The organism is Pseudoalteromonas sp. DL2-H2.2 (assembly GCF_021532535.1).
Classification (GTDB): domain Bacteria; phylum Pseudomonadota; class Gammaproteobacteria; order Enterobacterales; family Alteromonadaceae; genus Pseudoalteromonas; species Pseudoalteromonas rubra_A.
In genome coordinates, this window is sequence record NZ_JAKGBD010000013.1 from 82536 (window position 1) to 102436 (window position 19901).

General features: G+C 48.5%; 21 protein-coding genes. 6 read left to right on the plus strand and 15 right to left on the minus strand.

What is annotated here, in order from left to right; translation table 11 throughout:
• Position 1 precedes the first annotated feature (1 nt).
• The 4 genes from L1285_RS18920 to L1285_RS18935 form a co-directional block, all read right to left on the minus strand.
• Positions 2-1588 (minus strand): NAD(P)-binding domain-containing protein, encoded by a 1587-nt coding sequence (locus L1285_RS18920; protein WP_235413715.1) that lies wholly within the window; start codon positions 1586-1588, stop codon positions 2-4.
• 57 nt (positions 1589-1645) lie between these two features.
• Positions 1646-2497 carry an NAD(P)H-binding protein gene (locus L1285_RS18925; protein ID WP_235413716.1) on the minus strand — a complete coding sequence of 284 codons (852 nt, stop codon included), beginning with the start codon at positions 2495-2497 and terminating at the stop codon, positions 1646-1648.
• A 285-nt stretch (positions 2498-2782) separates the two neighbouring features.
• Positions 2783-3715, minus strand: coding sequence for an AraC family transcriptional regulator (locus L1285_RS18930; protein WP_235413717.1), 933 nt, complete (start codon positions 3713-3715; stop codon positions 2783-2785).
• A 391-nt stretch (positions 3716-4106) separates the two neighbouring features.
• Positions 4107-4331 (minus strand): hypothetical protein, encoded by a 225-nt coding sequence (locus L1285_RS18935; protein WP_235413718.1) that lies wholly within the window; start codon positions 4329-4331, stop codon positions 4107-4109.
• A 374-nt stretch (positions 4332-4705) separates the two neighbouring features.
• On the opposite strand from L1285_RS18935, the gene L1285_RS18940 reads away from it, so the two are divergent.
• Positions 4706-5248 (plus strand): nuclear transport factor 2 family protein, encoded by a 543-nt coding sequence (locus L1285_RS18940; protein ID WP_049863867.1) that lies wholly within the window; start codon positions 4706-4708, stop codon positions 5246-5248.
• Between the two features lie 407 nt (positions 5249-5655).
• On the opposite strand, the gene L1285_RS18945 is transcribed toward L1285_RS18940, so the two are convergent.
• From L1285_RS18945 to L1285_RS18970, 6 genes are all read right to left on the minus strand, one after another.
• Positions 5656-6453, minus strand: a complete 798-nt coding sequence (locus L1285_RS18945) for a hypothetical protein (protein ID WP_235413720.1) — start codon at positions 6451-6453, stop codon at positions 5656-5658.
• Between the two features lie 371 nt (positions 6454-6824).
• Positions 6825-7715 (minus strand): LysR family transcriptional regulator, encoded by an 891-nt coding sequence (locus L1285_RS18950; RefSeq protein ID WP_235413721.1) that lies wholly within the window; start codon positions 7713-7715, stop codon positions 6825-6827.
• A gap of 120 nt (positions 7716-7835) precedes the next feature.
• Entirely contained in the window at positions 7836-8177 is a 342-nt protein-coding gene (locus tag L1285_RS18955) for a transposase (protein ID WP_235413722.1), read from the minus strand.
• A gap of 147 nt (positions 8178-8324) precedes the next feature.
• Positions 8325-8855, minus strand: a complete 531-nt coding sequence (locus L1285_RS18960; RefSeq protein WP_235413723.1) for a hypothetical protein — start codon at positions 8853-8855, stop codon at positions 8325-8327.
• Between the two features lie 56 nt (positions 8856-8911).
• Positions 8912-9073 (minus strand): hypothetical protein, encoded by a 162-nt coding sequence (locus tag L1285_RS18965; RefSeq protein WP_164518247.1) that lies wholly within the window; start codon positions 9071-9073, stop codon positions 8912-8914.
• 69 nt (positions 9074-9142) lie between these two features.
• Positions 9143-9388, minus strand: coding sequence for a helix-turn-helix transcriptional regulator (locus L1285_RS18970; protein ID WP_235413724.1), 246 nt, complete (start codon positions 9386-9388; stop codon positions 9143-9145).
• 238 nt (positions 9389-9626) lie between these two features.
• On the opposite strand from L1285_RS18970, the gene L1285_RS18975 reads away from it, so the two are divergent.
• A complete protein-coding gene (locus L1285_RS18975) occupies positions 9627-9848 on the plus strand; it encodes a helix-turn-helix domain-containing protein (protein WP_235413725.1) in 222 nt (73 codons plus the stop codon).
• A 39-nt stretch (positions 9849-9887) separates the two neighbouring features.
• Here the strand turns inward: L1285_RS18975 and L1285_RS18980 are convergent, their stop codons facing one another.
• From L1285_RS18980 to L1285_RS18995, 4 genes are all read right to left on the minus strand, one after another.
• Positions 9888-10343 carry a TnsA endonuclease N-terminal domain-containing protein gene (locus L1285_RS18980; RefSeq protein WP_235413727.1) on the minus strand — a complete coding sequence of 152 codons (456 nt, stop codon included), beginning with the start codon at positions 10341-10343 and terminating at the stop codon, positions 9888-9890.
• A 154-nt stretch (positions 10344-10497) separates the two neighbouring features.
• Entirely contained in the window at positions 10498-10677 is a 180-nt protein-coding gene (locus L1285_RS18985) for a hypothetical protein (RefSeq protein ID WP_235413728.1), read from the minus strand.
• 487 nt (positions 10678-11164) lie between these two features.
• Positions 11165-12985: a glutamine--fructose-6-phosphate transaminase (isomerizing) gene (gene glmS / locus L1285_RS18990; RefSeq protein WP_235413730.1), complete on the minus strand. Its 1821-nt coding sequence runs from the start codon at positions 12983-12985 to the stop codon at positions 11165-11167.
• Positions 12986-13016: 31 nt separating this feature from the next.
• Entirely contained in the window at positions 13017-13787 is a 771-nt protein-coding gene (locus L1285_RS18995) for a DeoR/GlpR family DNA-binding transcription regulator (RefSeq protein WP_235413732.1), read from the minus strand.
• Positions 13788-14469: 682 nt separating this feature from the next.
• Here L1285_RS18995 and L1285_RS19000 point away from each other — a divergent pair.
• The 3 genes from L1285_RS19000 (at position 14470) to L1285_RS19010 (ending at position 18050) form a co-directional block, all read left to right on the plus strand.
• Positions 14470-15222 carry a LytTR family DNA-binding domain-containing protein gene (locus tag L1285_RS19000; protein ID WP_235413734.1) on the plus strand — a complete coding sequence of 251 codons (753 nt, stop codon included), beginning with the start codon at positions 14470-14472 and terminating at the stop codon, positions 15220-15222.
• A 147-nt stretch (positions 15223-15369) separates the two neighbouring features.
• A complete protein-coding gene (locus L1285_RS19005; protein WP_235413736.1) occupies positions 15370-17337 on the plus strand; it encodes a TonB-dependent receptor plug domain-containing protein in 1968 nt (655 codons plus the stop codon).
• A 239-nt stretch (positions 17338-17576) separates the two neighbouring features.
• Complete coding sequence (locus tag L1285_RS19010) at positions 17577-18050, plus strand: aminoacyl-tRNA deacylase (protein ID WP_235413737.1); 474 nt, start codon at positions 17577-17579, stop codon at positions 18048-18050.
• Positions 18051-18130: 80 nt separating this feature from the next.
• On the opposite strand, the gene L1285_RS19015 is transcribed toward L1285_RS19010, so the two are convergent.
• Complete coding sequence (locus L1285_RS19015) at positions 18131-18436, minus strand: DUF6482 family protein (protein ID WP_125718576.1); 306 nt, start codon at positions 18434-18436, stop codon at positions 18131-18133.
• Between the two features lie 174 nt (positions 18437-18610).
• On the opposite strand from L1285_RS19015, the gene L1285_RS19020 reads away from it, so the two are divergent.
• Positions 18611-19879, plus strand: coding sequence for a LysM peptidoglycan-binding domain-containing protein (locus L1285_RS19020; protein WP_235413739.1), 1269 nt, complete (start codon positions 18611-18613; stop codon positions 19877-19879).
• Positions 19880-19901 lie beyond the last annotated feature (22 nt).

Genomic DNA, 19901 nt, shown 5'->3' on the forward strand with positions numbered 1-19901 from the left:
TTTATGCATCCTCACCCAGTTTAGAACGCTCAGGATCCGCGGTTTGCGTGGATTGTTCACTCAAAGCAACCATGCATTGCGTCAGGTAGTGCTCAAGTGCCTCTACCATCTCCGGATCTGTCCAGTCGGCTTCCAAATCTTCAATAATGTGGTGCTCTGACGTTTGAACCCCAAAGTGATACTCACGGATCACAGGGTGTAAGAACAGGCTTTCCTGGCCCTGGTTGTAGGCATCCTTGTTAATGCGCTCAGCTTCAAAAATATCACCTGATTCGGAATGACCATATTCCATCGTCACAACGAAATAGACACTTTTGCTGCTAAACAGCTCAATCGCATACTCAGCCGGAATGTCGCTAATGTATTGCCCTTGCTCAGCCAGGATCACATCAGAAAAATATCCCGGTTGTTGCCATAGCGAGCTGGCTCGGTTAACACGCTTAATAATGGATTGCGTAAAGTCTGCTGCCGATGATGGCACAGCCTCACCCGGCCAGCTGGCCCCTTCGTACTGTTTGGCCAGTATATTTACCAACGCCTTACAGCAATATCTGAACCCGTGGATAAACCCGGAGGTTGCTTTTCTGTAATCCAGCACGTGTGTCAGGGTGCCAGCAAAATACAAGTCGCTGATATTGCTCGATTCAAAATTACGCTTCAGACACGGGAACTTGCCGTTAAACTGCGTATTGACTTCACAGCCTTCGCCCCAGATATCGTCGGCCATTTTAAACCCGGCGCACGACAACACAGTGTCATACATAATGGTTTCGACTTCGCCGTTGGCATGCTTGTAGTGGAAGGTCACGGCATATTGGTCGCCCACCTTTTTGATGTGACTGATGTCGGCATCCATAATGGCATGCTGAGATTTCAGCTGGTACATATCCAGGATATTGTTATTTACGGCGCGCAAGTGGCCAACGTAATGCGACTGCCAGGCAAACTTTAGCTTTTCTGGGCTACAGATGTGGATCAGCGCCGCGTTGCCCGCCAGGTGATCGGCAGTTTCAAATGCCGAGTTACCTTTACCAATCACTAACACCCTTTTGTTGTTGTAGTGACTTGGCTCGATATCCATGTCGGAATAATCGACTACGTGCTCGTATCCATCAATATTCTCCGGCAGATTCGCTTTGGTAAATCCACCTGCGTAAATACATACTTCTGCCTCAAAGACATCGCCAGCCTTCGTCTCAATAACAAACTTGTCTGTTTTACGAATGTTGGTTACCTGACAGTCAAACTGAACATTCAGGTCATAACGCGCTTTAAACCCGTTCAGATACTCCACCATGCTGTCGGCATGCGGAAACAGGTTTGTATCGTAATTAGAGAACTTAATGCCCTGATCGTCGGTTAACAGAGAGTTCCAGTCATGGCGTAAATTGAACTCATAATCATCACTGCCGGTAAAAACCTTATTGATAGAAATCAGCTTTCTGTGTACCGGGTACTTAACAAAAGCCGCTCCACATGCAGGCGCCGCATCCAGAACCAGATAATCCAAACCTAACGCCTGCAAAAAGTAGGCGGTTTGCAAACCTGCTGGGCCTGCGCCAATAATGACATACTTATGCTTTTTCAAAATATTACCCCTTAAAATAATAATGGTTACTATTGACTGAAACTTCCGATAGTACTGTTAACTTAAAAACGTCTTTGGCTGCCAGCCAAGTTCCCTGATCGCCTTGTCACTTGAAAAAACCTGAGTCAGGCTATAACCCTCGGTCCAGGTCCCGTAGATTTCTGCCCACTGTGACTCTAAGCCACACTCAAGCGGTTGATCCGACAGCTTTTGCAGTAAATCTTTTAGCGGAGCACGGTGCTCGGCTGAACCGATATACTCTTCTCCGTTGCGGCCGTTTTCTGCCACCAGGCGATACAATTGCGCCAGATTTTTACGCTCCACCAGTGACCAGGTCTGGGTTGCATCTTTTGGTAGCGCAGGATGGCCACAACGCTCTAGCTCCCAGCTCAGAATAGGCGGCAGGAAGTGCTCTTCCTCGCTGACCACGTTTGCCGGGCTGACCACTCGCAGATCAATGTTTTCCTTACCCGATAAAAACTCGATGCTATCCAGCATCCACTGGAAGTCGGCCACAGATTGCTTGGGTGTTGATTCCGTGATCACGGCGTCGTGACTGCCGTATGTCCAGCACCCGGCGGTATAAACGACGATCAGCGGGTTGATACGCTGTAACGCATTGTTGGCGATGGCCTGCATCACTGCGTGGTCAACCTCGGCCATGTGCTCGTCAAACGTACAGGCTGTATGAATAAACGCGTCACACTCATAGAGTTCATTCACCCAAGCCTGCGGCTCGGTTAACGACCCTAACACCGGTGTTGCGCCCATCTGCGTGACCTTGCCCGCACTGTCTTCATCCTTGCATAGCACTTTGACCTGGTACTTATGCGCCAGCAGCTCCTGCACAATTGCACTGCCGATATTCCCTGTTCCACCTGTCACAAATGCTGAATTGATAGTTGACATACATGCTCCTAATCTCATGAAAAAATTAATGGCGCTACGTTAACTTGAGCCGTTCCCAAATTACTACTGCCAAAAGTGCAACTAATTTTTTACATCTACAAATTTGAATTTAACGTCGATTTTCGTGTTGAAATCACAAGGCAGGTGTCTGGTCGTCCTCAGTTAAGCCAACTCAACGACAAGGGGTACACTGTATTTTGCAGACAATATGCAGTTGAACTGGCGATCCGAATGAAGAGCCAATAAATACAAATATTGATTTAAATTAATAGTTTAAAAAATCGGCTAGGGGGTATCTAGCCGATGTACTTTGCGAAACTGGATAGGGGTTAGATTATGAAACTGACGGAAATTTCGGATCAGTACATCTGGTGACTGAAAGCCACATTCTGACGCCACTTTTTTAAGTGGCAGGTTGGTAGATGCCAGTAACCTGGCCGCCACCAGGCAGCGCCATTGCCGCACAAAGTTAAGCGGAGATATACCGGTGACTTGCTTAAAACGGGTAGAAAAAGACGATTTAGACAGCGCTGCGATGCTTGCAAGCTCTTCCAGACTCCAGTCTTTTTGCAACTGCTCCTGAATTGCCAGCATCACAGGTGCCAAAAACCGGTCGTGTAAAGCCTGCAACCAGCTGGGATTAAAAGACGTGCGATCCAGGCTTCTCAGCACTTCGACCAGCAACAATTCGAGCAGCCCTTTTTGCGCCAAATAACGCCCGGCAGACGGCGTTTTATTCTCTTCATAAATCCACGACAAGATGGTGTCTAGCTTACCGTGTTGCGGCGCATCTATGATGATCACTTCAGGTAAAGAGCTGCTCATCTGCGTGCCACCCCAATACTGGATGGGAGAAAACACAAAGCAGCCACACATCATGTAACAGGGGTTGCCCTGTCCTCCTATCACCATAGCAGCAGCACTGGTGGCGCTTTCAACAAACAGCTCTCTGCTATTTTGGCAGTGCACCCCATGATCACTCATGATTTTGTGTGCGGTGCCATAAGGCAGCAACATTAACTGCCCGGAATTCAGCTGCACGGTATTGCCGGTCGCCAGCTCAACGATACAACTTCCTTCCTTCACAAAGCTGAAACTGCAGTTATCCTGCTTGTTTTCTTCTATCCCCCAGGGAGCCCTTAGCTGAACATGCGAAAACACCTCACACTGAGGCGCCAAATGTGAAATAAATAGACTGAGTGGATCGACACTGTGCATCCGTTAAACCTTCCTTTGTCATTCCCGAATTCAACTCGGTGCACAAAACCGACACCAGACTACTCGAATATATAAGAATAAACCCATGATTTTATGACTTATTATGCATCAAAAGCGGGCGCAAAAAGAAACCCAGATAGCACCAACACTGCCAGCACCAAAACCCCTTGAATCGGCCGCTCACAGAGAGACCAAGTACATGTAAGCGTGTGGTTCAGGGCAAAACAGATAGCCGATAATAACGACCTTGCCCAAGTGCATAGCAATACAACTTAGTCTGTTAAGGCTAACAACACAGCCAGCCAACAATTTGGCCCTGTGATGTAGTGCTGCGCACCAACCTGATAGCCCTTCGCCTGCTACCCGTATCGCCTGTACTACCGACGACCGATTACCCGTCGTTAAGGACGGTATATGCATGCATATCTGCTGAACTTTTCAGCCTTAAAAATATACAACAACGGGTACGCAATGTGTACCCAAATTTACCCATTGGCATAATCGAGGCGGCTCCTGCTTGATAAAACAGCTTTAGTGCGGTGCTTGCTTCTGGCACTGGATACGCTGCCGTGTTTTCAGCTCGGAACACCCGGCTGGCGGCAGAATCGCTCATCATTAAAGCCCCAGCCATCAAAAAAACTTGGCGTATTGGTATGCCGTGTATTTTTGCCTGCCTTGAATTGGCTCAGTGAACGGGTGAAGGCACAGAATCGTACTTATGTTGTTTGGTTGAGTGCAGCAGTTATTTTTATTTCAAATAGTTTCAAAACCTTACGCCACCCACTTCACCACGATGGCCTACTCCGCCATGCGTTTTTTAGGTGCAATACGCAGCGCCAGCGTACACTTAATCACTCTAATGGCTTGCAACACGGGTTACCAAAAAGTGCCCTGGTAAGCAATTTGTGCCTTCTTGCAAAGGTGGTTACTATTAATTACCATGGTTACCAGATGAGACTTAAACCCTGAATTACAACTTAGGAGCACCCCATGTTGAAAACCTTAAGCGCAGCATTACTTTTACTGATCAGCACCGTCACTCTTGCTGCTGGCAAAGACGCCCCTAAAATCCAGTTTGATCAGTTAAAAAAACCAAACTGGAGCGAGCAGGAATTAAGCAACGCCCGTCTGGTCACCGACTTTGTACAAAACCTGATGAACGACCACAACTTTGACTATGTACTGGCACACTACAACGACAGTGCCTACGTGCAGCACAACCGCAACTTACCAGATAAAATCCCCGGTCTGGTCGGCTTCTTACAGGAGTTTGTTGAGAGCTACCCGGACTACAGCTACGACGTAAAACACATCTACACAGACGGCGACTTCGTGATTTTTCACTCTCACGCCACACTGGATAAAGATCACCGCGGCAACGACCAGAAAGGCATGAACATCATCGACACCTGGCGCATCGAAGACGGCCGCATTGTAGAACACTGGGACTCAATCCAGGCCCTGGACCTGTCAATGCGTATTTACTCACTTTTCAGCGGTGGCGACATTCAAAATGATAATGGCGTGTTTTGATAGAGAGTTTTGATGGGGTGAGTGTGGAGTGAGTACAGCCGTCTTATGTCAGCTTTAACATTCAGAGTGAAATGACGCAGCCCGACAAAAGGCACTGACTTGCAAATACAAAAAGCCGCTCACAATGGTTTTATCAGCCTGAGCGGTTCTTTGCGCTTAAAATTCGGGGATCCAGCAGCGTGCAACCTCGCCAAATAACGGTTTATATTTACTACCGCTGCCCCTCACCGACTATTGCCTTTAGAACAGAACCTGCGTACTTATAAAGCACGTTAACTCTCACCACTTTGTTGATAAAAATTATTGTTCTATATAACACCAGAATAGGCGCTGATTCTTTGTAGAATCTGCGCCAAAATAAACAAAGCGGTCGTATTAACTGTTTACCGTTCGAAGGCTAATAGACGTTAGTCCAACAATTTAGGAGTTTTGCCAGTAAAATCAATCCATGAGTTAGTACCTAAAAGCTCTGCGCCTTCAACACTTGGATCTTCATATCGCATTACGAAGTTTTTTGGGCCATGCGCATAGGCTACTACAAGTCCATATTCAGAATCCAAGTAACCGCCATGTGGCACTAAACCAGGGTAACTAATTCTCCATGCTTGTCCGCCAATGCCTACGTGACCTAATGTTAATTTACCGACTACATTATCAGGTAGTAAGAAAAACCATGTCCACGGACCACCCGAAACAATCGTCATAACTTCATCAATGCCAACGCCACTTTCTGAGCTATTTACGTGAAGCCTGCCAAATTTATCTTGCAGGAATGCCATAACCTCAGGTGTCATTGCTTTCATATCATAAACTTTTGGGTACGGCGCTACACCAACTTCAGATGTTGATAAAAAGCCACCCCGATGCATCTCAGGTTTACGACCTGCTTTCTCAATTTGCTCTAGCAATTGTCCCCGATGTAATGAGAAAATAGAAAGTAGCTTTTCGCTTTCGGCTTCAGTAATTGCTCGTGTTTTTGACGCTTCAAGTATTGGAGTTGCTTCTTTTGGCAACGGTAAGGTACTGACACGTACTCCCGCAGATTTTAATACCGCATTTACCTTGTCTACGCCTGTCGTTGCTTTTCTGCCATCACTATAAGAAAGTGTCAGCTGACCTTGTGTTGAAATTGTATTTGCAACACTTTGGGCTGCCGCTCCAGTGGATATCACTGTAATAAATACTAGGTTAAGTAATTTTTTCATGACTCTCTTCTCCTCAGGCAGATTTTAATGTCTTCATTTGTCTAAGCTTGATTAACGAAGCTAAGTCTACGGCACATAAGATGGTTGAAAAACATCAACTCAGTGAACTGACTGTTTACTTTAAGTAAACAAAGCAATCAAAAATCAAACCAAAGATCACTGGATAAGAAATATTCATATGTAAGAGTGTTATCGCGTTTTTGAATCAAAATATTGTTCATCAGCAGATAAAGGCAGGTTACACAAGTCCCCTCAAGAAACGTTCAAGCTCCTCAGTAGGCCGTTCAATTACCCGAATATAAAGAAGGTTGCTTATGAAAAACTTAAAATACCATCTCCTATCATTACTGGTGATTTTCTTAGTGGCTGGCTCATTTAGCGAAGTAGTCGATTAAGAAGTCAATAAACGTGCGTACCTTTTGAGATTGCGCTTTGTGATAAGGGTAAATAGCGTAAAGTGCATGCGTTTCTGCTTGCCATTGTGGTAATAGCTTAACCAACTCTCCTGATTTTAATGCTTCATCAACGAAAATCTCAGGGGTAAGCGCAATGCCAATCCCTGCAATAACGGCCTGCTTTAAGGCGAGACCATTATTAACAACATAGGAGCCTGAAGTTAAGTCGATTGCCTTCTTTTCATCATGTTGTCGAAATACCCAATGTCTGGGGGATGATGACAAGCTATAGATTAAGCAATTATGTTGGCTGAGATCGTCAGGGGATGATAACGCATCGGCTCGTTCAATATACTTTGGCGAAGCACACAGAACACGTTTCATATCGAGCAGTTTTCGCGATTTTAGACTAGAGTTTTGTAACGCTCCTCCGCCACGAATGGCAACATCTAAACCTTGTTCAACGAGATCTACGTAGTGATCACCCAATGTCACTTCAATAGAAATTTCTGGATGTAATTGCATAAAATCGCATATTGCAGGATTTAATTTCAAGATCCCCATAGACATGGGAACACTGACTTTAATTAAGCCACTGAGTTGGTGTGAAGACTCTATAATAGAGAGATCTGCGTGTGATAACTCATCTAAGATAGTTCGCACATGATCATAATAGCGTTGCCCATTTTCAGTGATATGCATTCTTCTGGTGGTGCGATTGATTAAAGGGCTTTTAAGGTAGTCTTCTAATTCATTGATGTTTTTACTGATGGCGGCCTTGGACAGCCCCATGTCTTCAGCAGCCGCTTTAAAGCTACCTAATTCAATAACACGACGAAAAACAGTGATAGCTCTTAATTTATCCATGCTTGCCTCACAACCATATAAAAAGAACGCTATAGTTTACTTAAAGTAAATTATAATATCACTCAAGCGACTTTTATCCACCAAGCAACGTCAGCTCTAGTTAGGGCAAGTTAGTGCAAGTTAATACGATTCTTTAATACTTAAATTAAGCACTTTCACTTTGATCACCGCTTCAGTGTGCTGCTGATTGAATCCACGACTGACCAGCTTGTCACCCATTAGCTGTTTATACCGATACATTACTGTTTCCGCCAGTGAACATTGATGGTTGTTCACATACTTTTTCCACTCACTGCTACCTAAGTGCTTTGTTAAAATGACCGCGCTGTTGCGAGCATGTCCATCCTCCCACAACAGCGCGTTACACCTTGGAGGGATCACTGCGTCGGCCTTTTTGGCCACCACTTCGGCATAACAGCCTCTAGTACCATAAGCGCCATCCGCTTCTACCGAGCTGATCACACAAGGCTAAATTAGTTCAATGATTTGGGAAACAACGCCATTACAAACAAACGTAGGCAGCCAAAACTAGAAAACCGCTCTAGTGACTACAACAACCAGAGCGGTTTTTTGCTATTTTACTGCTTTAAAAACAACGACTAAACTTAATCACTGCCGCTGACCGTCTTCCACCTTATCCTGAGAATAAAACCCGCGTACCGCATCTATCGTTAAAGACAGAATAGCCAACACCGATAACAGCGTAAGCACCAGCTTGATGGGTTCATAGGCGTTGTAGATAAACATGGGTTTGAACTCGGTGAATTGCCTGATTTCACGCTCTATCAGCGCCGCCATATTAACCACAACAGACACGGATAGAATCAACACATACATCAGCTCGTTCGAGGTCATCTTAAAGTTAGACAGGCAGTCTTTGGCAAACTGGCTCAGCGTACCCAGCCTGAGCCCGACTAAGGCCGAAGCCAAAGCGTGACGTTTTATAATCAACAGGATAAGCGCCGCATCCTGCACACTCATAATCAGGTAAAACCAACCCTCGGTTGTCAGTGCCCAACCATACAGCAGTATATCGACCGTTCTGGCGACAAGTATACTGCACGCTACCCACCTGACATTAGGACTGTTTCGGCTGGCAAAAACGGCAATGACGAGCGCAAACCATATGAAAATATTCATCAAATGATTATGGTCTACTGATATTTGAGATAAAACGTCCATATAAATCCTGGAAATTAGTTAGGCTTGTTTTGCCCTTTCAGAAAAGCAGGGTCGATAGGTGCAAATTGAGGGTCTACCTGACCACCTCCACCAGACACGCCGCTGGCCCCCGCTACAGCCTTTAGACTAAATGCATTCAATGTTTTTAAGTGCTTTTTTTTAATCGTATTTTTCATATTATTCCCTAATTGTTGAGTTAAATAACGCTTCGAGTGTAACAAGTGAACTGCTGTGAAAGAAGTGTCTCATTCAGAAATTCCGGGGTCTTCTTTAACCTCTCCTTGCTGTTTCTTCTGAGGCAAAAGCGACCTAGGATTTAGCCCACAAACCACATACATTCTGATGAGCTGAGGCAGGTCTGGTGCTGTTTTCCCGCTCTCCCAGTTATACACGGTCTGCTTTGATACACCCAATTTTTTTGCAAACTGTACCACACTGTAAGGCCCAGAGAGCCTTAGCTGCTGAACCAGATGTTTTGAATCGAGAGTCAATTTTCTATCCTTGGTTTTTTACCTCGCTTACGAGCAGCACAAAGGTGCCCAATCTAAACAACCACAAATGTTAATGATAAGAAAACTAAACGTATATTGTCAAACCTATTGGACTCACATTCCGGTAGCATACCTTTAAGCCATAAAACGCCCGCTAATTTTACTAAACCGGTTGATTCAAAAGGAAAAGGAAACAATGAAAAACAACAACCACATCAGGAGCAAGAAGGTCAACCGCATGCTAAGAGCGCTACAGGTAAACCTGCGCAACCTAAGGCGCGATCACAAACTCTCCCAAGCCCAGCTGGCCGCCAAACTGAATGTAGACCAATCCACCATCAGCAACTTCGAATCCGGCAGATCGGTTATGACCATAGAGCAGATTTATCATCTTCACCTTATGTTCGGTGAAGACTTCAATTGCCCCTGTATTGATTTTATCTTGGGGCGGGATGAGTAAGAACGCTCAAAGAATCAATACAATCTACTTCTTTTCCAGTCAAAAGCACTTTTCGATCTCGAGTATCTCTATTTTTCGCTGATCCTCAAATGAGCTGACATATTTGCCCTGTAGCGCAAAGTAGGGAAGATCTCTTGAGGTTGTTTCAACAAAGAAGTCTCTTGAAAGGTATTGGTCAACGCCACGAACATTTGGGTGCTTGATACCCGCAGATTCCGCTAACTCAAGCGTTATCTCGCGCTCTAGAGGGAACTGCTCTTTGACTTGCAGCACATCCTCCCGCCACTCGAGCAAGTAAAACATGGATAGTTCAAGATCGGATAATAAATGATGAGTGCGTTTTGATTTATAACCAAAAACCCGATGTACACGACCGTCTGAAGGTGCATCGTAATCAGTCAACCAAGGCTTGTAATCTTGATTGTCGCCAGCACCGCGCCCTTCTTTGATCCACTTACGATATTGAGCCTCAGTATGGCCAATCTTCCTAGACATAATATACCGCTATAACTGATTGAAATTTCAGCATAGCTAGAGTGAAAGTGTGATGCAAATTTATTCATTGATGGAATCACTGTGAGCGCTCAATTGCAGCGAAACATCAACTAATTCTGGCCAGAATGCAATTTACCGTTGTCCTATTGAACCCTCATAGGTTTATCTCGATCACTGCCTTCACCAAAAGGCACAATGCAGCAATCAGTAACGATCCGCCCCGGCAGGCAGACTCTATACAACGCACCTTAGCAATTAACCTACACGCCTCATCAGCTCCTTTTTTACTCATTACACCACTAACTTCAATCTTGCCTTTATCTCGTAATTTCATATGAAGACACCTTAACAATTCATTTAATGGACACAAGCCACTCTAGCAGAGTCAGAAAGATGAATTTGCTGTACAGCAAAACCTTAAAAGACCACACAACAAAGGGGTTCCTCGGTGGAAAATACCGCTAAGAAATACACTTTCCAGCTCTTGGCTTGATGACATCATTATTCGTAATTGGAGCAGGGAAGTATTTTAACCTGGGTTAAAAAAACTAAGCAGAACTGGTATGAACGTGAAAGGCTAGATAGCAGAGGCTAACAAACTACTGGATTACTTCTAGGGATTAGAAATCATGCACAGCAACCTGAAAGGAAAAATTGCGGCTTCCCTTAGACACACATGAAATAAAAATATACGTGTGTCATGACATCTGAGAGGAAAACCGCAATATGAGTATGAAACTTTATTACTTAGGATGATACTTTAATACTTAGTATGAATCTTTATTCCTAAGCCACATCTTTATTGTTCAATCTAACCCAACTTACTCTACCGTAACTGACTTAGCCAGGTTTCTCGGCTGGTCGACGTCGGTGCCTTTGATCACGGCAACGTAGTACGACAGTAGCTGTAGCGGGATTGTATAGACAACCGGGGCAATGATGTCTTCTACGTGATTCACGTTCATTACGCGCATGGTGTCGTCTGATGCGAAGTTGGAGTCTTTGTCGGCGAAGACGTAGATGATGCCGCCGCGGGCGCGGACTTCTTCAACGTTTGACTTCAGCTTTTCAAGCAGCTCGTTGTTTGGCGCGACGACGATGATTGGCATGTCGGCATCGATCAGGGCCAGTGGGCCGTGCTTCAGCTCGCCTGCGGCGTAAGCTTCAGCATGAATGTACGAGATTTCTTTAAGCTTAAGCGCGCCTTCCATTGCGATTGGGTACTGTGAACCACGGCCCAGGAACAATGAGTGGTGCTTGTCGGCGAACTCTTCTGCCAGCGCTTCGATGCCTTCAGCCATGTTCAGTGACTCTTCCAGTTTGTTTGGCAAAGTCTTGATGGCGTTGACGATCACGCTCTGGTCGCGGCCTTTTTCCTGTGCGATTGACGCCGTTAGCATCAGTAAGCCCACTAATTGCGTGGTAAACGCTTTCGTTGACGCTACGCCAATTTCGGCACCGGCTTTGGTCATAAAGGCCAGGTCGGATTCGCGTACCAGTGATGAGCCCGGCACGTTACAAATGGTCATAGAAGCCATGTAACCCTGCTCTTTGGCCAAACGCAGTGCAGCCAGGGTATCGGCAGTTTCACCAGACTGAGAAATGGTTACAAGTAAGCTGTTTTCGTGTACGAACGACTCTCGATAGCGGAATTCAGAGGCAATTTCGACATTACAGCTTACGCCTGCGTATTGCTCTAGCCAGTAACGTGCCACCATGCCTGAGTGGTAAGACGTACCACAAGCAATGATCTGAACGTGTTTAACGTCTTTAAAGATCTGGTTTGCTTTATCACCAAACGCATCTACCGAGACTTTGTCGCCGTCTAAACGACCTTCCAGCGTGTTGCGCACGGCCATTGGCTGCTCGTAAATTTCTTTAAGCATGTAGTGGCGGTATTCACCTTTGCCCGAGACATCCTGAGAAATGTTCGATTCAACTACTTCACGCTCAACACGTTCACCGTTGACGTCGTAAATTTCAACCGTATCGCGAGTGATGCGTGCCACATCGCCTTCTTCTAAGAAGATAAAGTTGCGTGTAACCGCCAGCAGTGCCAGCTGATCAGACGCGATAAAGTTTTCGCCCAGGCCTAAGCCAATCACCAGCGGGCTGCCTGAACGGGCCACGATGATTTCGTTGTCGTTGGCTTTGTCGAATACCACAGTACCGTAAGCGCCTTCAAGCTGCTTAACCGCGGCTTTAACCGAGTCCAGCAGAGAGTCGTGCTGCTGACGCAGTTGGTGGATCAGGTGAACCATCACTTCGGTGTCGGTATCAGACTCGAAGGTGTAGCCATCGTCTTTAAGTACGTTACGTAGTGACTCATGGTTTTCGATGATGCCGTTGTGTACCAGCGCAATTTCGCCGTTTGAAATATGTGGGTGAGCATTTACTTCGGTTACACCACCATGTGTAGCCCAGCGTGTGTGCGCAATACCTGTGTGTCCGCTGACACCGGCTTCGGCCACAGCCGCTTCCAGGTTTACCACTTTACCCACAGCCTTAACCGTATTCAGGGTGCCAGCTTCGCTTAGTGCGACACCGGCTGAATCGTATCCACGGTACTCAAGACGCTTTAAACCTTCGATCAAAATACGGTTAACAGGACGTTCTGCTACCGCACCAACTATACCACACATAAACTCTCCATTAATTGCACGTTGTGTGTTGTCATTCTACCTCTGCACAGATCAGCTGTACGCCACGGGCCTCGATCGCCTGGCGCAAGTCGGCAGCCAGGTTGTTGTCGGTGATCAAGGTCGTGACCTGATCCCAGGGCAATTCTAAATTCGGTATTCTGCGGCCGATCTTCTCAGATTCGACCAGTACAACCACGTCACGGGCCGCTTCGGCCATGACCTGGCTTAATCCCACCAGCTCATTGAACGTGGTGGTGCCCCTTGCCACATCTATGCCGTCGGCACCAATGAACAAGGTATCAAAATCATAGGAGCGCAAAACCTGTTCGGCAACCTGCCCCTGAAACGACTCCGAATGGGGGTCCCAGGTGCCACCGGTCATCAATAAGGTAGGCTCGTTTTCCAGTGCCAACAAGCGGTTGGCAATATTTATGGCATTGGTCATGACCACCAGCCCGCGCTTTTGCGCCAGCTCCGGGATCATGGCTGCGGTAGTACGGCCACTGTCGATGATAATGCGATGGTGATCTTTTATCAGCGCGGCGGCGGCTTTGGCAATGGCCACTTTGCGCAGCGTATCGCGCTCATCATCGCTTTTGGCAACAATCTCTTGCGGCAGCGCCACAGCGCCCCCGTAGCGACGTAGTAGCAGACCGCTTTTTTCTAATGCGGTTAAATCCTTTCGAATCGTAACTTCCGATGTGGCAAATTCACTGGCTAAGGCTTCCACGCTTACTTCACCTTGCTCGTTTACCATGGCAAGGATTGTGTGTCTGCGTTGTTGTGTATTGCGCTTGGTCATCGTGGTTTTATATAAATTTATAAGTTTCGTTTCGAACGTTTCGGAATTATAGTCGAAACTTAACGTTCGAAACAAGTTAAATTTTAATCATGTTGGGCGGTATGGGTTTGGGTGTGAATTGGGCGTATAGAACCGACCTGCGGTACGGGCTGTAAGTGGTTCCCGGCTCGTTGGCCGGGATGACGGAAGACGGCTGCGGACTGGGCGTATAAAACCTACTGCGATGTGGGCTGTAAGTGGTTCCCGGCTCGTTGGCCGGGATGACGGAAGATGGTTGCGGGTTGGGCATATAAAACCTAACTACGATGTGGGCTGTAAGTGGTTCCCGGCTCGTTGGCCGGGATGACGGAAGATGGTTGCGGGTTGGGCATATAAAACCTAACTACGATGTGGGCTGTGAGTGGTTCCCGGCTCGTTGGCCGGGATGACGGAAGATGGCTGCGGGTTGGGCATATAAAACCTATCTGCGGTGCGGGCTGTGAGTGGTTCCCGGCTCGCTGGCCGGGATGACGGAAATAACTGTGTACTGGGATCTCAGAAGACGGTTGTGGGATAGACGTACTAACGCTACCTGCGGTGCGGGCTGATGTTTATGACGCTTGAGTGATCGCTGTTTGGTTTGGCTTCACATCCGTTAGCAGAATGCTAAAATATGCCGGTGTATCAAATATGGGAAATTTTCGTGTCGGCTCGGATCAGACAAGAATGGTTACTGTCGCTATGTGGCTGGACGCTGGTGATTGGCTTTTTGACCTTTATTGACTTGCTGCACGACTGGTCGGTGCCCGAAGGCGAGCGGCTCAACAACCCGCTGTGGTGGGCAGTGCAGGAATGGGGCTTGTGGTATCTGTTAACGCCTGCGCTATTTCGTGCGCTGGCCCGGCTTGAACCGGCACCTCGGGTAGACACCAGCGCATTTTTGAAAATCATGACAGCCGCCTACTTTATTGCCATGCTGTTACAGGCCTTATTCGATCTGGTCGCGCTGGACGACCCGATTGCCTATACACTCTACTACTTTGCGCCTTCCCATCTGCTGGTGCTGTTTGTGATCACTATTTTATGGCACACCCGGCTGCGCACCACTGCCGACCCTCAGCAGGATCAGCAAGCGTTATGGGTCGATCAGGGCAGAGATAAAGCCCTGGTGGCTTACAACGACATCACTCATATTAGCGCAGCCAGCAATTATATGGAGATCCACACCCGCACGCAGCAGTACCTAAAGCGCGGCACCCTGAAAGAGCTAATGGCGCAACTGCCACCGCAATTTGTCCGCACCCATCGCTCGCATGCGGTTAACCTGTCGGCCATAGAGCGGATCCAGAACAAGCCCTCTGGCAGCGCCATTATTCAGCTGTGCGGTGGCGCACAGGTTGCCCTGAGTAAAGGCTACAAACAGGAAGTAAAAGCGCGCTTCACCCAAAGCGTCTAAAAAACATACTCACCATTCGTCCCACCCTGGTCGGGACGAGAAAACAGTCCCGGTCCATTCATCCCGGACAGCCACAACTTACCCCTAAGGTTTTGTTTCCTTTGGTTTGAATGTCGTAATATGGCGTCAACTTTCAAGGAGCGTTGTATGAACCTGATGAAACCTGTACTGCCACCTTCGTTGCTGCTGTGTTCTTTGCTGGCTCCTGCCTATGGCCAGCAACCAGCCGACAAAGTGTTTGATCACAATGCGCTGGCTAAGTTTAATGCCCAGCATGCACTGGATCTGCTCAATCAGTTGCCCACCTTTGTACTGAGTGAAGGTAACAATGAACGTGGCCTCAGCGGGGCCAGCAGTAATGTCCTGATAGACGGCGCGGTGCCCTTATCTAAATCCGACTCCATCGAAACCCTGCTGCGTCAGCTGCCTGTCGGCCAGATAGCCGCGCTGGAGTTGTACAGTGGTCAGCACCCGTTCAGCCAGCTCAGTGAATACACTCAGGTGGTAAATATCATTAAAAAAGCGCAAGCAGGCTCCATAGATTGGCGTGCCAGCATGCAATCTCAGCATAGCGACCACACACTGAACGAAGCCATGTTAAGTCTGCAAACCAGCCACGCTGACTGGCAACATACGGCAAGCGTGAAGTGGCTAAACAACCATGCGTATTCATCCGGTGTGCTCACCCAGTATACCGATGCTCAGTCGCAGCAGCCGGCCAGTATCGAGCAGGAGCATTTTGCAGAGCGCGAGCAGGGCGTGCAGCTGGCTTTGATCAGCAGAACCCAACTGAGCCATGGCAGCTTGCAACTGAATGCCTCAGCCCAACAAACCGACTGGCGTACGCGCTATCGCTGGACACCTGCTGAGCCTGCCCCGGTAAATGGCACCACAGACAACGAGCAGGTAGACGAATATGAGCTGGGCTTTGACTGGCTCACGGTCATGCCCGATGACTGGCAATGGCAACTCACAGGCCTTGCCAGACAAGCGCAAACCGACTTGTCTATACAAGAGTGGCAAAGCCCGGAACCGGCATTTGTGACCTTTGAGCAAGATGAGCGCGAGCGCGAACAGGTGCTCAGGCTGGCGTATGGTAATCCGACGCTCGCCCTGCAACCCAGTATGGGTATTGAAGGCAGTTACAACTCAGTAACGGCTAACACCTGGGATGGGGGCGATATTGAACACAGCAAGGTCACTGAAACACGTTTTGAGCCCTTTGTGGCGGCCAGCTGGCCCATTGCGCCTAACTGGCAGCTGTCGGGCAAACTCGCGCTGGAGCAGGCGACTCTGACCGCGGGTATCGACACCAAGCAGTCGCTGAAACATCGCTTGCTCAAGCCGCAGCTTAAGCTGGGACATGACCTCAGCGAACATTCACAGCTGACCTTCAGTGCACAACACCAGGTTGAACAGCTCGACTTTGCACTGTTTCAGGCCTCGCAGAGCAGCGGTTTCTCGCGCACCCAAAGTGGTGCCACTCAGTTAAAGCCAATGCAATACACTGAGCTGATGCTCACCTGGCAATATGAGCGGCCCGGCTGGTTTGAATTCACCCTCAGCCCGCTCTACCAATGGCAAAAAGATATCCAGGAATATCAGCTACAAAGCGATGGTAATGGCGCCATCAATAATGCCGGACGCGCCCGTTACTTTGGCCTGGACAGCGAATGGAGCATCAATACCGACCGCCTGCTCAGTGCCAGCCGTATCGAGCTAAGCTACACCTGGCGGGACGCACGATATGACGATCCACTCAGCGGTGTGCGTCCAATCACGGATCTGACCCCACACGAATTCATCGTCGGGTTTCGTCGCGATCAGGCCAAGTTATCCTGGGGGGTCGAGGCCTTTTTGCCTACCCGCCTGCGCGAGTACTATCATAATGAGGTGTTGACCGAGCGGGCAGGCACAGAACTCAGTGCCTTTATCCAGACTCAGATTGGCGATGGATTATCACTGCGGGCCGAAATGAACACGCTTAATAAGGCAAAATACCGCTATACCCGAGTCCTGTACGAGCCTGATCGCAGCCATACCCCGGCGCACAGAGCCGTGCTGGATGAAACCATACAGCCTCAGCTAAGCCTGACGCTCAGTGGTCAGCTTTAGTTTGGCGTCGGGCACTACCCATTGCTGAACACAAGGAAGTATACGTAGCATGGTAAAAGGCAAAAAAGTCAGAGGGATAGTAGGCTATAATGCGCTTAAACACTTTCTGATGACACTGGATTATGCACGCGGCCATATGCTCCTGAGCGTACCAGAAAAACGCTGAGTCGAATTTTCCACCCGATCAGGGCCTGCTCGTCTATACTTAGTTGCACTGTAAGTAAACGCGAGGAGGTCCCATGACTCATCGTATCAGTGCCTACTTAGACACACACCTCATCCCTTACCGTGTTATCGAACACGTTGAGAGCCAGTCATCCCTTGGTTCGGCTTATCTTAGCCAAATTCCTTTACCGCAGCTGGCAAAGGCTGTGATACTGGAAGATCACGAAAGCAAACGCCTGATGGCGGTGTTGCCCGCCAACTACAAAATCAGCCTGAGCAGACTGAACGATGCCCTGAAAAGGCGCTTTCACCTGATGAAAGAGCGCCAGGTTTATCGGCTGTTCGCAGACTGTAGCCCGGGAGCTGTACCACCGATTGCTGAAGCCTATCACCTGGATATCGTCTATGACGACCTGTTGCTCAATCTGCCCCATGTGTATATTGAGTCGGGCGACCACAGGCACTTGCTACAACTGGATCAGTCGGACTTTCGACAGCTGATGGAAGACGCTAAGCATTTACGCTTTAGCCACGAAACCTTCCATTAACCGGGCTTGATTTAAGCGGCGTGCGCCATTAGCATGCGCCCCATCATCCGGATGAGGCGCACGCCAGTGGCACAATATTGCTACAGTGAGGCTTTATTAAGCGGCATAACAAAACGGCAGTGGCCATCGCTGACATTGCCGATCATTTCATCGTAAGCGGTTTCCATATCAAAGGTGGCCTGAGTGGCACCCAGTTCACTGAGCACCAGCTCGGCTTCACGCAGGGAATTGTAAGTCAGGGTTTTGCCGTCGCGGTCGGTCAGCAAATGATAATTGCCCAGCGCATCAAGCCCGCCGGCCAGATAATGGTTGGAGTCGGCATAACTGAGGATCACGGCATCCATATGGTTTTGATCCAGTTCATTTTTTAGCTCGGAACGTAACATAACTACCCCCTGACGGTGCAAACTATTCAGGCAAAAAACGGTTTGCCCTTGGATATGAGTGTAGCTCAATTTACGTACAGTTCGGCCAGTGCGATCAACCACAACCAACAAGAGTGGCAAAAATTCCCAATTTATATACAATCAAAACCAATAATAATAATGCCAAATAGTCCGATGCCAGCCAGAATCCTTGCCCTGTTGATAACCCTGATCGCACTCAGTGGATGTCAGTCTACCCGCTCAGATAGCCACCTTGATGATAGTCTGGCGACCACACACAATACACCCAAGGTCTCATTCGAGCCGGACAGGCCGTTACCCGCACTGCCAACGCCCCACACCAGTGATGATGTCTGGCAGCGTATCCGCATGCAGCTGAGCTTTGCCCCCTCTTCCCACCCCAGAGTGCTGGCGCGGGTTAACTGGTATCTGCAACACCCGAATTATATGCACACCATCAGCGAACGGGCTCAACCCTACCTGTATTACCTGGTGACTGAGGTGGAGCGCCGTGGCCTGCCCATTGAGCTGGCGCTGATGCCGCTGATCGAAAGCGACTTTAACGCTCAGGCCTATTCGGAAAAACACGCCTCCGGACTGTGGCAGCTCACTCCGTTAATCGCAAAACATTACGGCGTTACCATTAATCCCTGGTTTGATGGACGGCAGGATCTGATCCAATCCACTCAGGCGGCGCTGGATTTTTTGCTCTATCTGAACAAGCGTTTTGATGGCGACTGGTATCACGCCATTGCCGCCTATAACACCGGCGAAGGCCGGGTTGCCACCGCCATTGCCCGCAATCGCAAAGCCGGTAAGCCGACCGACTTTTTTTCGCTTAAATTACCAAAACAAACCCGCCATTACGTGCCTAAGCTTCTGGCCGCCGCCGCCCTGCTAAAACAACAGCGCATGCATTTTCCGGCCATCGACAACCAGCCAGCCTTTACTCAACTGGCCCTGGATAAAGCCGTGATCTTACCCGAGCAACACAACTGGGCAGAGCTGGAAGTGCTCAACCCGGGCTTTCGCCGCTTCCCGGTGCTGCTTAACGGGCCAGGCCATGTGCTGGTGCCAACAACCCGCACGCAGGAGTGGCAGCTGGCAGCCGCTGATTTTCAGACATTACCAGATACTCGCTGGCAAAAGGTGGTGGTGCGCCGTGGCGACAGCCTGAGCAGGATAGCAAAACAGCATGGTTTGTCGGTCGCTGAACTGCGTCAGTTTAACCAGCTCAGCAACGATATGATCCGCATCGGCCAGACTTTGCTGTTGCCATCGCGCTCAGAAACACTGGATTACGTGGTTAAACGCGGCGACAGTTTGTGGCGGATCGCCAGGCAGTTTGGTGTCTCGGTCAAGGACCTGAAACGCTGGAACCAGCGCGACACCAACCGGCTAAGGCTGGGAGAAACCCTTGCCATTCATCTTTCGGCCCCTTAAACGTACTTCGACAGGACTCGCC

What these genes read in the sequence shown, in the direction of transcription:
- L1285_RS18925 (WP_235413716.1), bottom strand. Translation starts at nt 2,497, where the DNA reads ATGTCAACTATCAATTCAGCATTTGTGACAGGTGGAACAGGGAATATC.
- L1285_RS18930 (WP_235413717.1), bottom strand. Translation starts at nt 3,715, where the DNA reads ATGCACAGTGTCGATCCACTCAGTCTATTTATTTCACATTTGGCGCCT.
- L1285_RS18935 (WP_235413718.1), bottom strand. Translation starts at nt 4,331, where the DNA reads ATGATGAGCGATTCTGCCGCCAGCCGGGTGTTCCGAGCTGAAAACACG.
- L1285_RS18940 (WP_049863867.1), top strand. Translation starts at nt 4,706, where the DNA reads ATGTTGAAAACCTTAAGCGCAGCATTACTTTTACTGATCAGCACCGTC.
- L1285_RS18945 (WP_235413720.1), bottom strand. Translation starts at nt 6,453, where the DNA reads ATGAAAAAATTACTTAACCTAGTATTTATTACAGTGATATCCACTGGA.
- L1285_RS18950 (WP_235413721.1), bottom strand. Translation starts at nt 7,715, where the DNA reads ATGGATAAATTAAGAGCTATCACTGTTTTTCGTCGTGTTATTGAATTA.
- L1285_RS18960 (WP_235413723.1), bottom strand. Translation starts at nt 8,855, where the DNA reads ATGAATATTTTCATATGGTTTGCGCTCGTCATTGCCGTTTTTGCCAGC.
- L1285_RS18965 (WP_164518247.1), bottom strand. Translation starts at nt 9,073, where the DNA reads ATGAAAAATACGATTAAAAAAAAGCACTTAAAAACATTGAATGCATTT.
- L1285_RS18975 (WP_235413725.1), top strand. Translation starts at nt 9,627, where the DNA reads ATGCTAAGAGCGCTACAGGTAAACCTGCGCAACCTAAGGCGCGATCAC.
- L1285_RS18980 (WP_235413727.1), bottom strand. Translation starts at nt 10,343, where the DNA reads ATGTCTAGGAAGATTGGCCATACTGAGGCTCAATATCGTAAGTGGATC.
- L1285_RS18985 (WP_235413728.1), bottom strand. Translation starts at nt 10,677, where the DNA reads ATGAAATTACGAGATAAAGGCAAGATTGAAGTTAGTGGTGTAATGAGT.
- glmS (WP_235413730.1), bottom strand. Translation starts at nt 12,985, where the DNA reads ATGTGTGGTATAGTTGGTGCGGTAGCAGAACGTCCTGTTAACCGTATT.
- L1285_RS18995 (WP_235413732.1), bottom strand. Translation starts at nt 13,787, where the DNA reads ATGACCAAGCGCAATACACAACAACGCAGACACACAATCCTTGCCATG.
- L1285_RS19005 (WP_235413736.1), top strand. Translation starts at nt 15,370, where the DNA reads ATGAACCTGATGAAACCTGTACTGCCACCTTCGTTGCTGCTGTGTTCT.
- L1285_RS19010 (WP_235413737.1), top strand. Translation starts at nt 17,577, where the DNA reads ATGACTCATCGTATCAGTGCCTACTTAGACACACACCTCATCCCTTAC.
- L1285_RS19015 (WP_125718576.1), bottom strand. Translation starts at nt 18,436, where the DNA reads ATGTTACGTTCCGAGCTAAAAAATGAACTGGATCAAAACCATATGGAT.
- L1285_RS19020 (WP_235413739.1), top strand. Translation starts at nt 18,611, where the DNA reads ATGCCAGCCAGAATCCTTGCCCTGTTGATAACCCTGATCGCACTCAGT.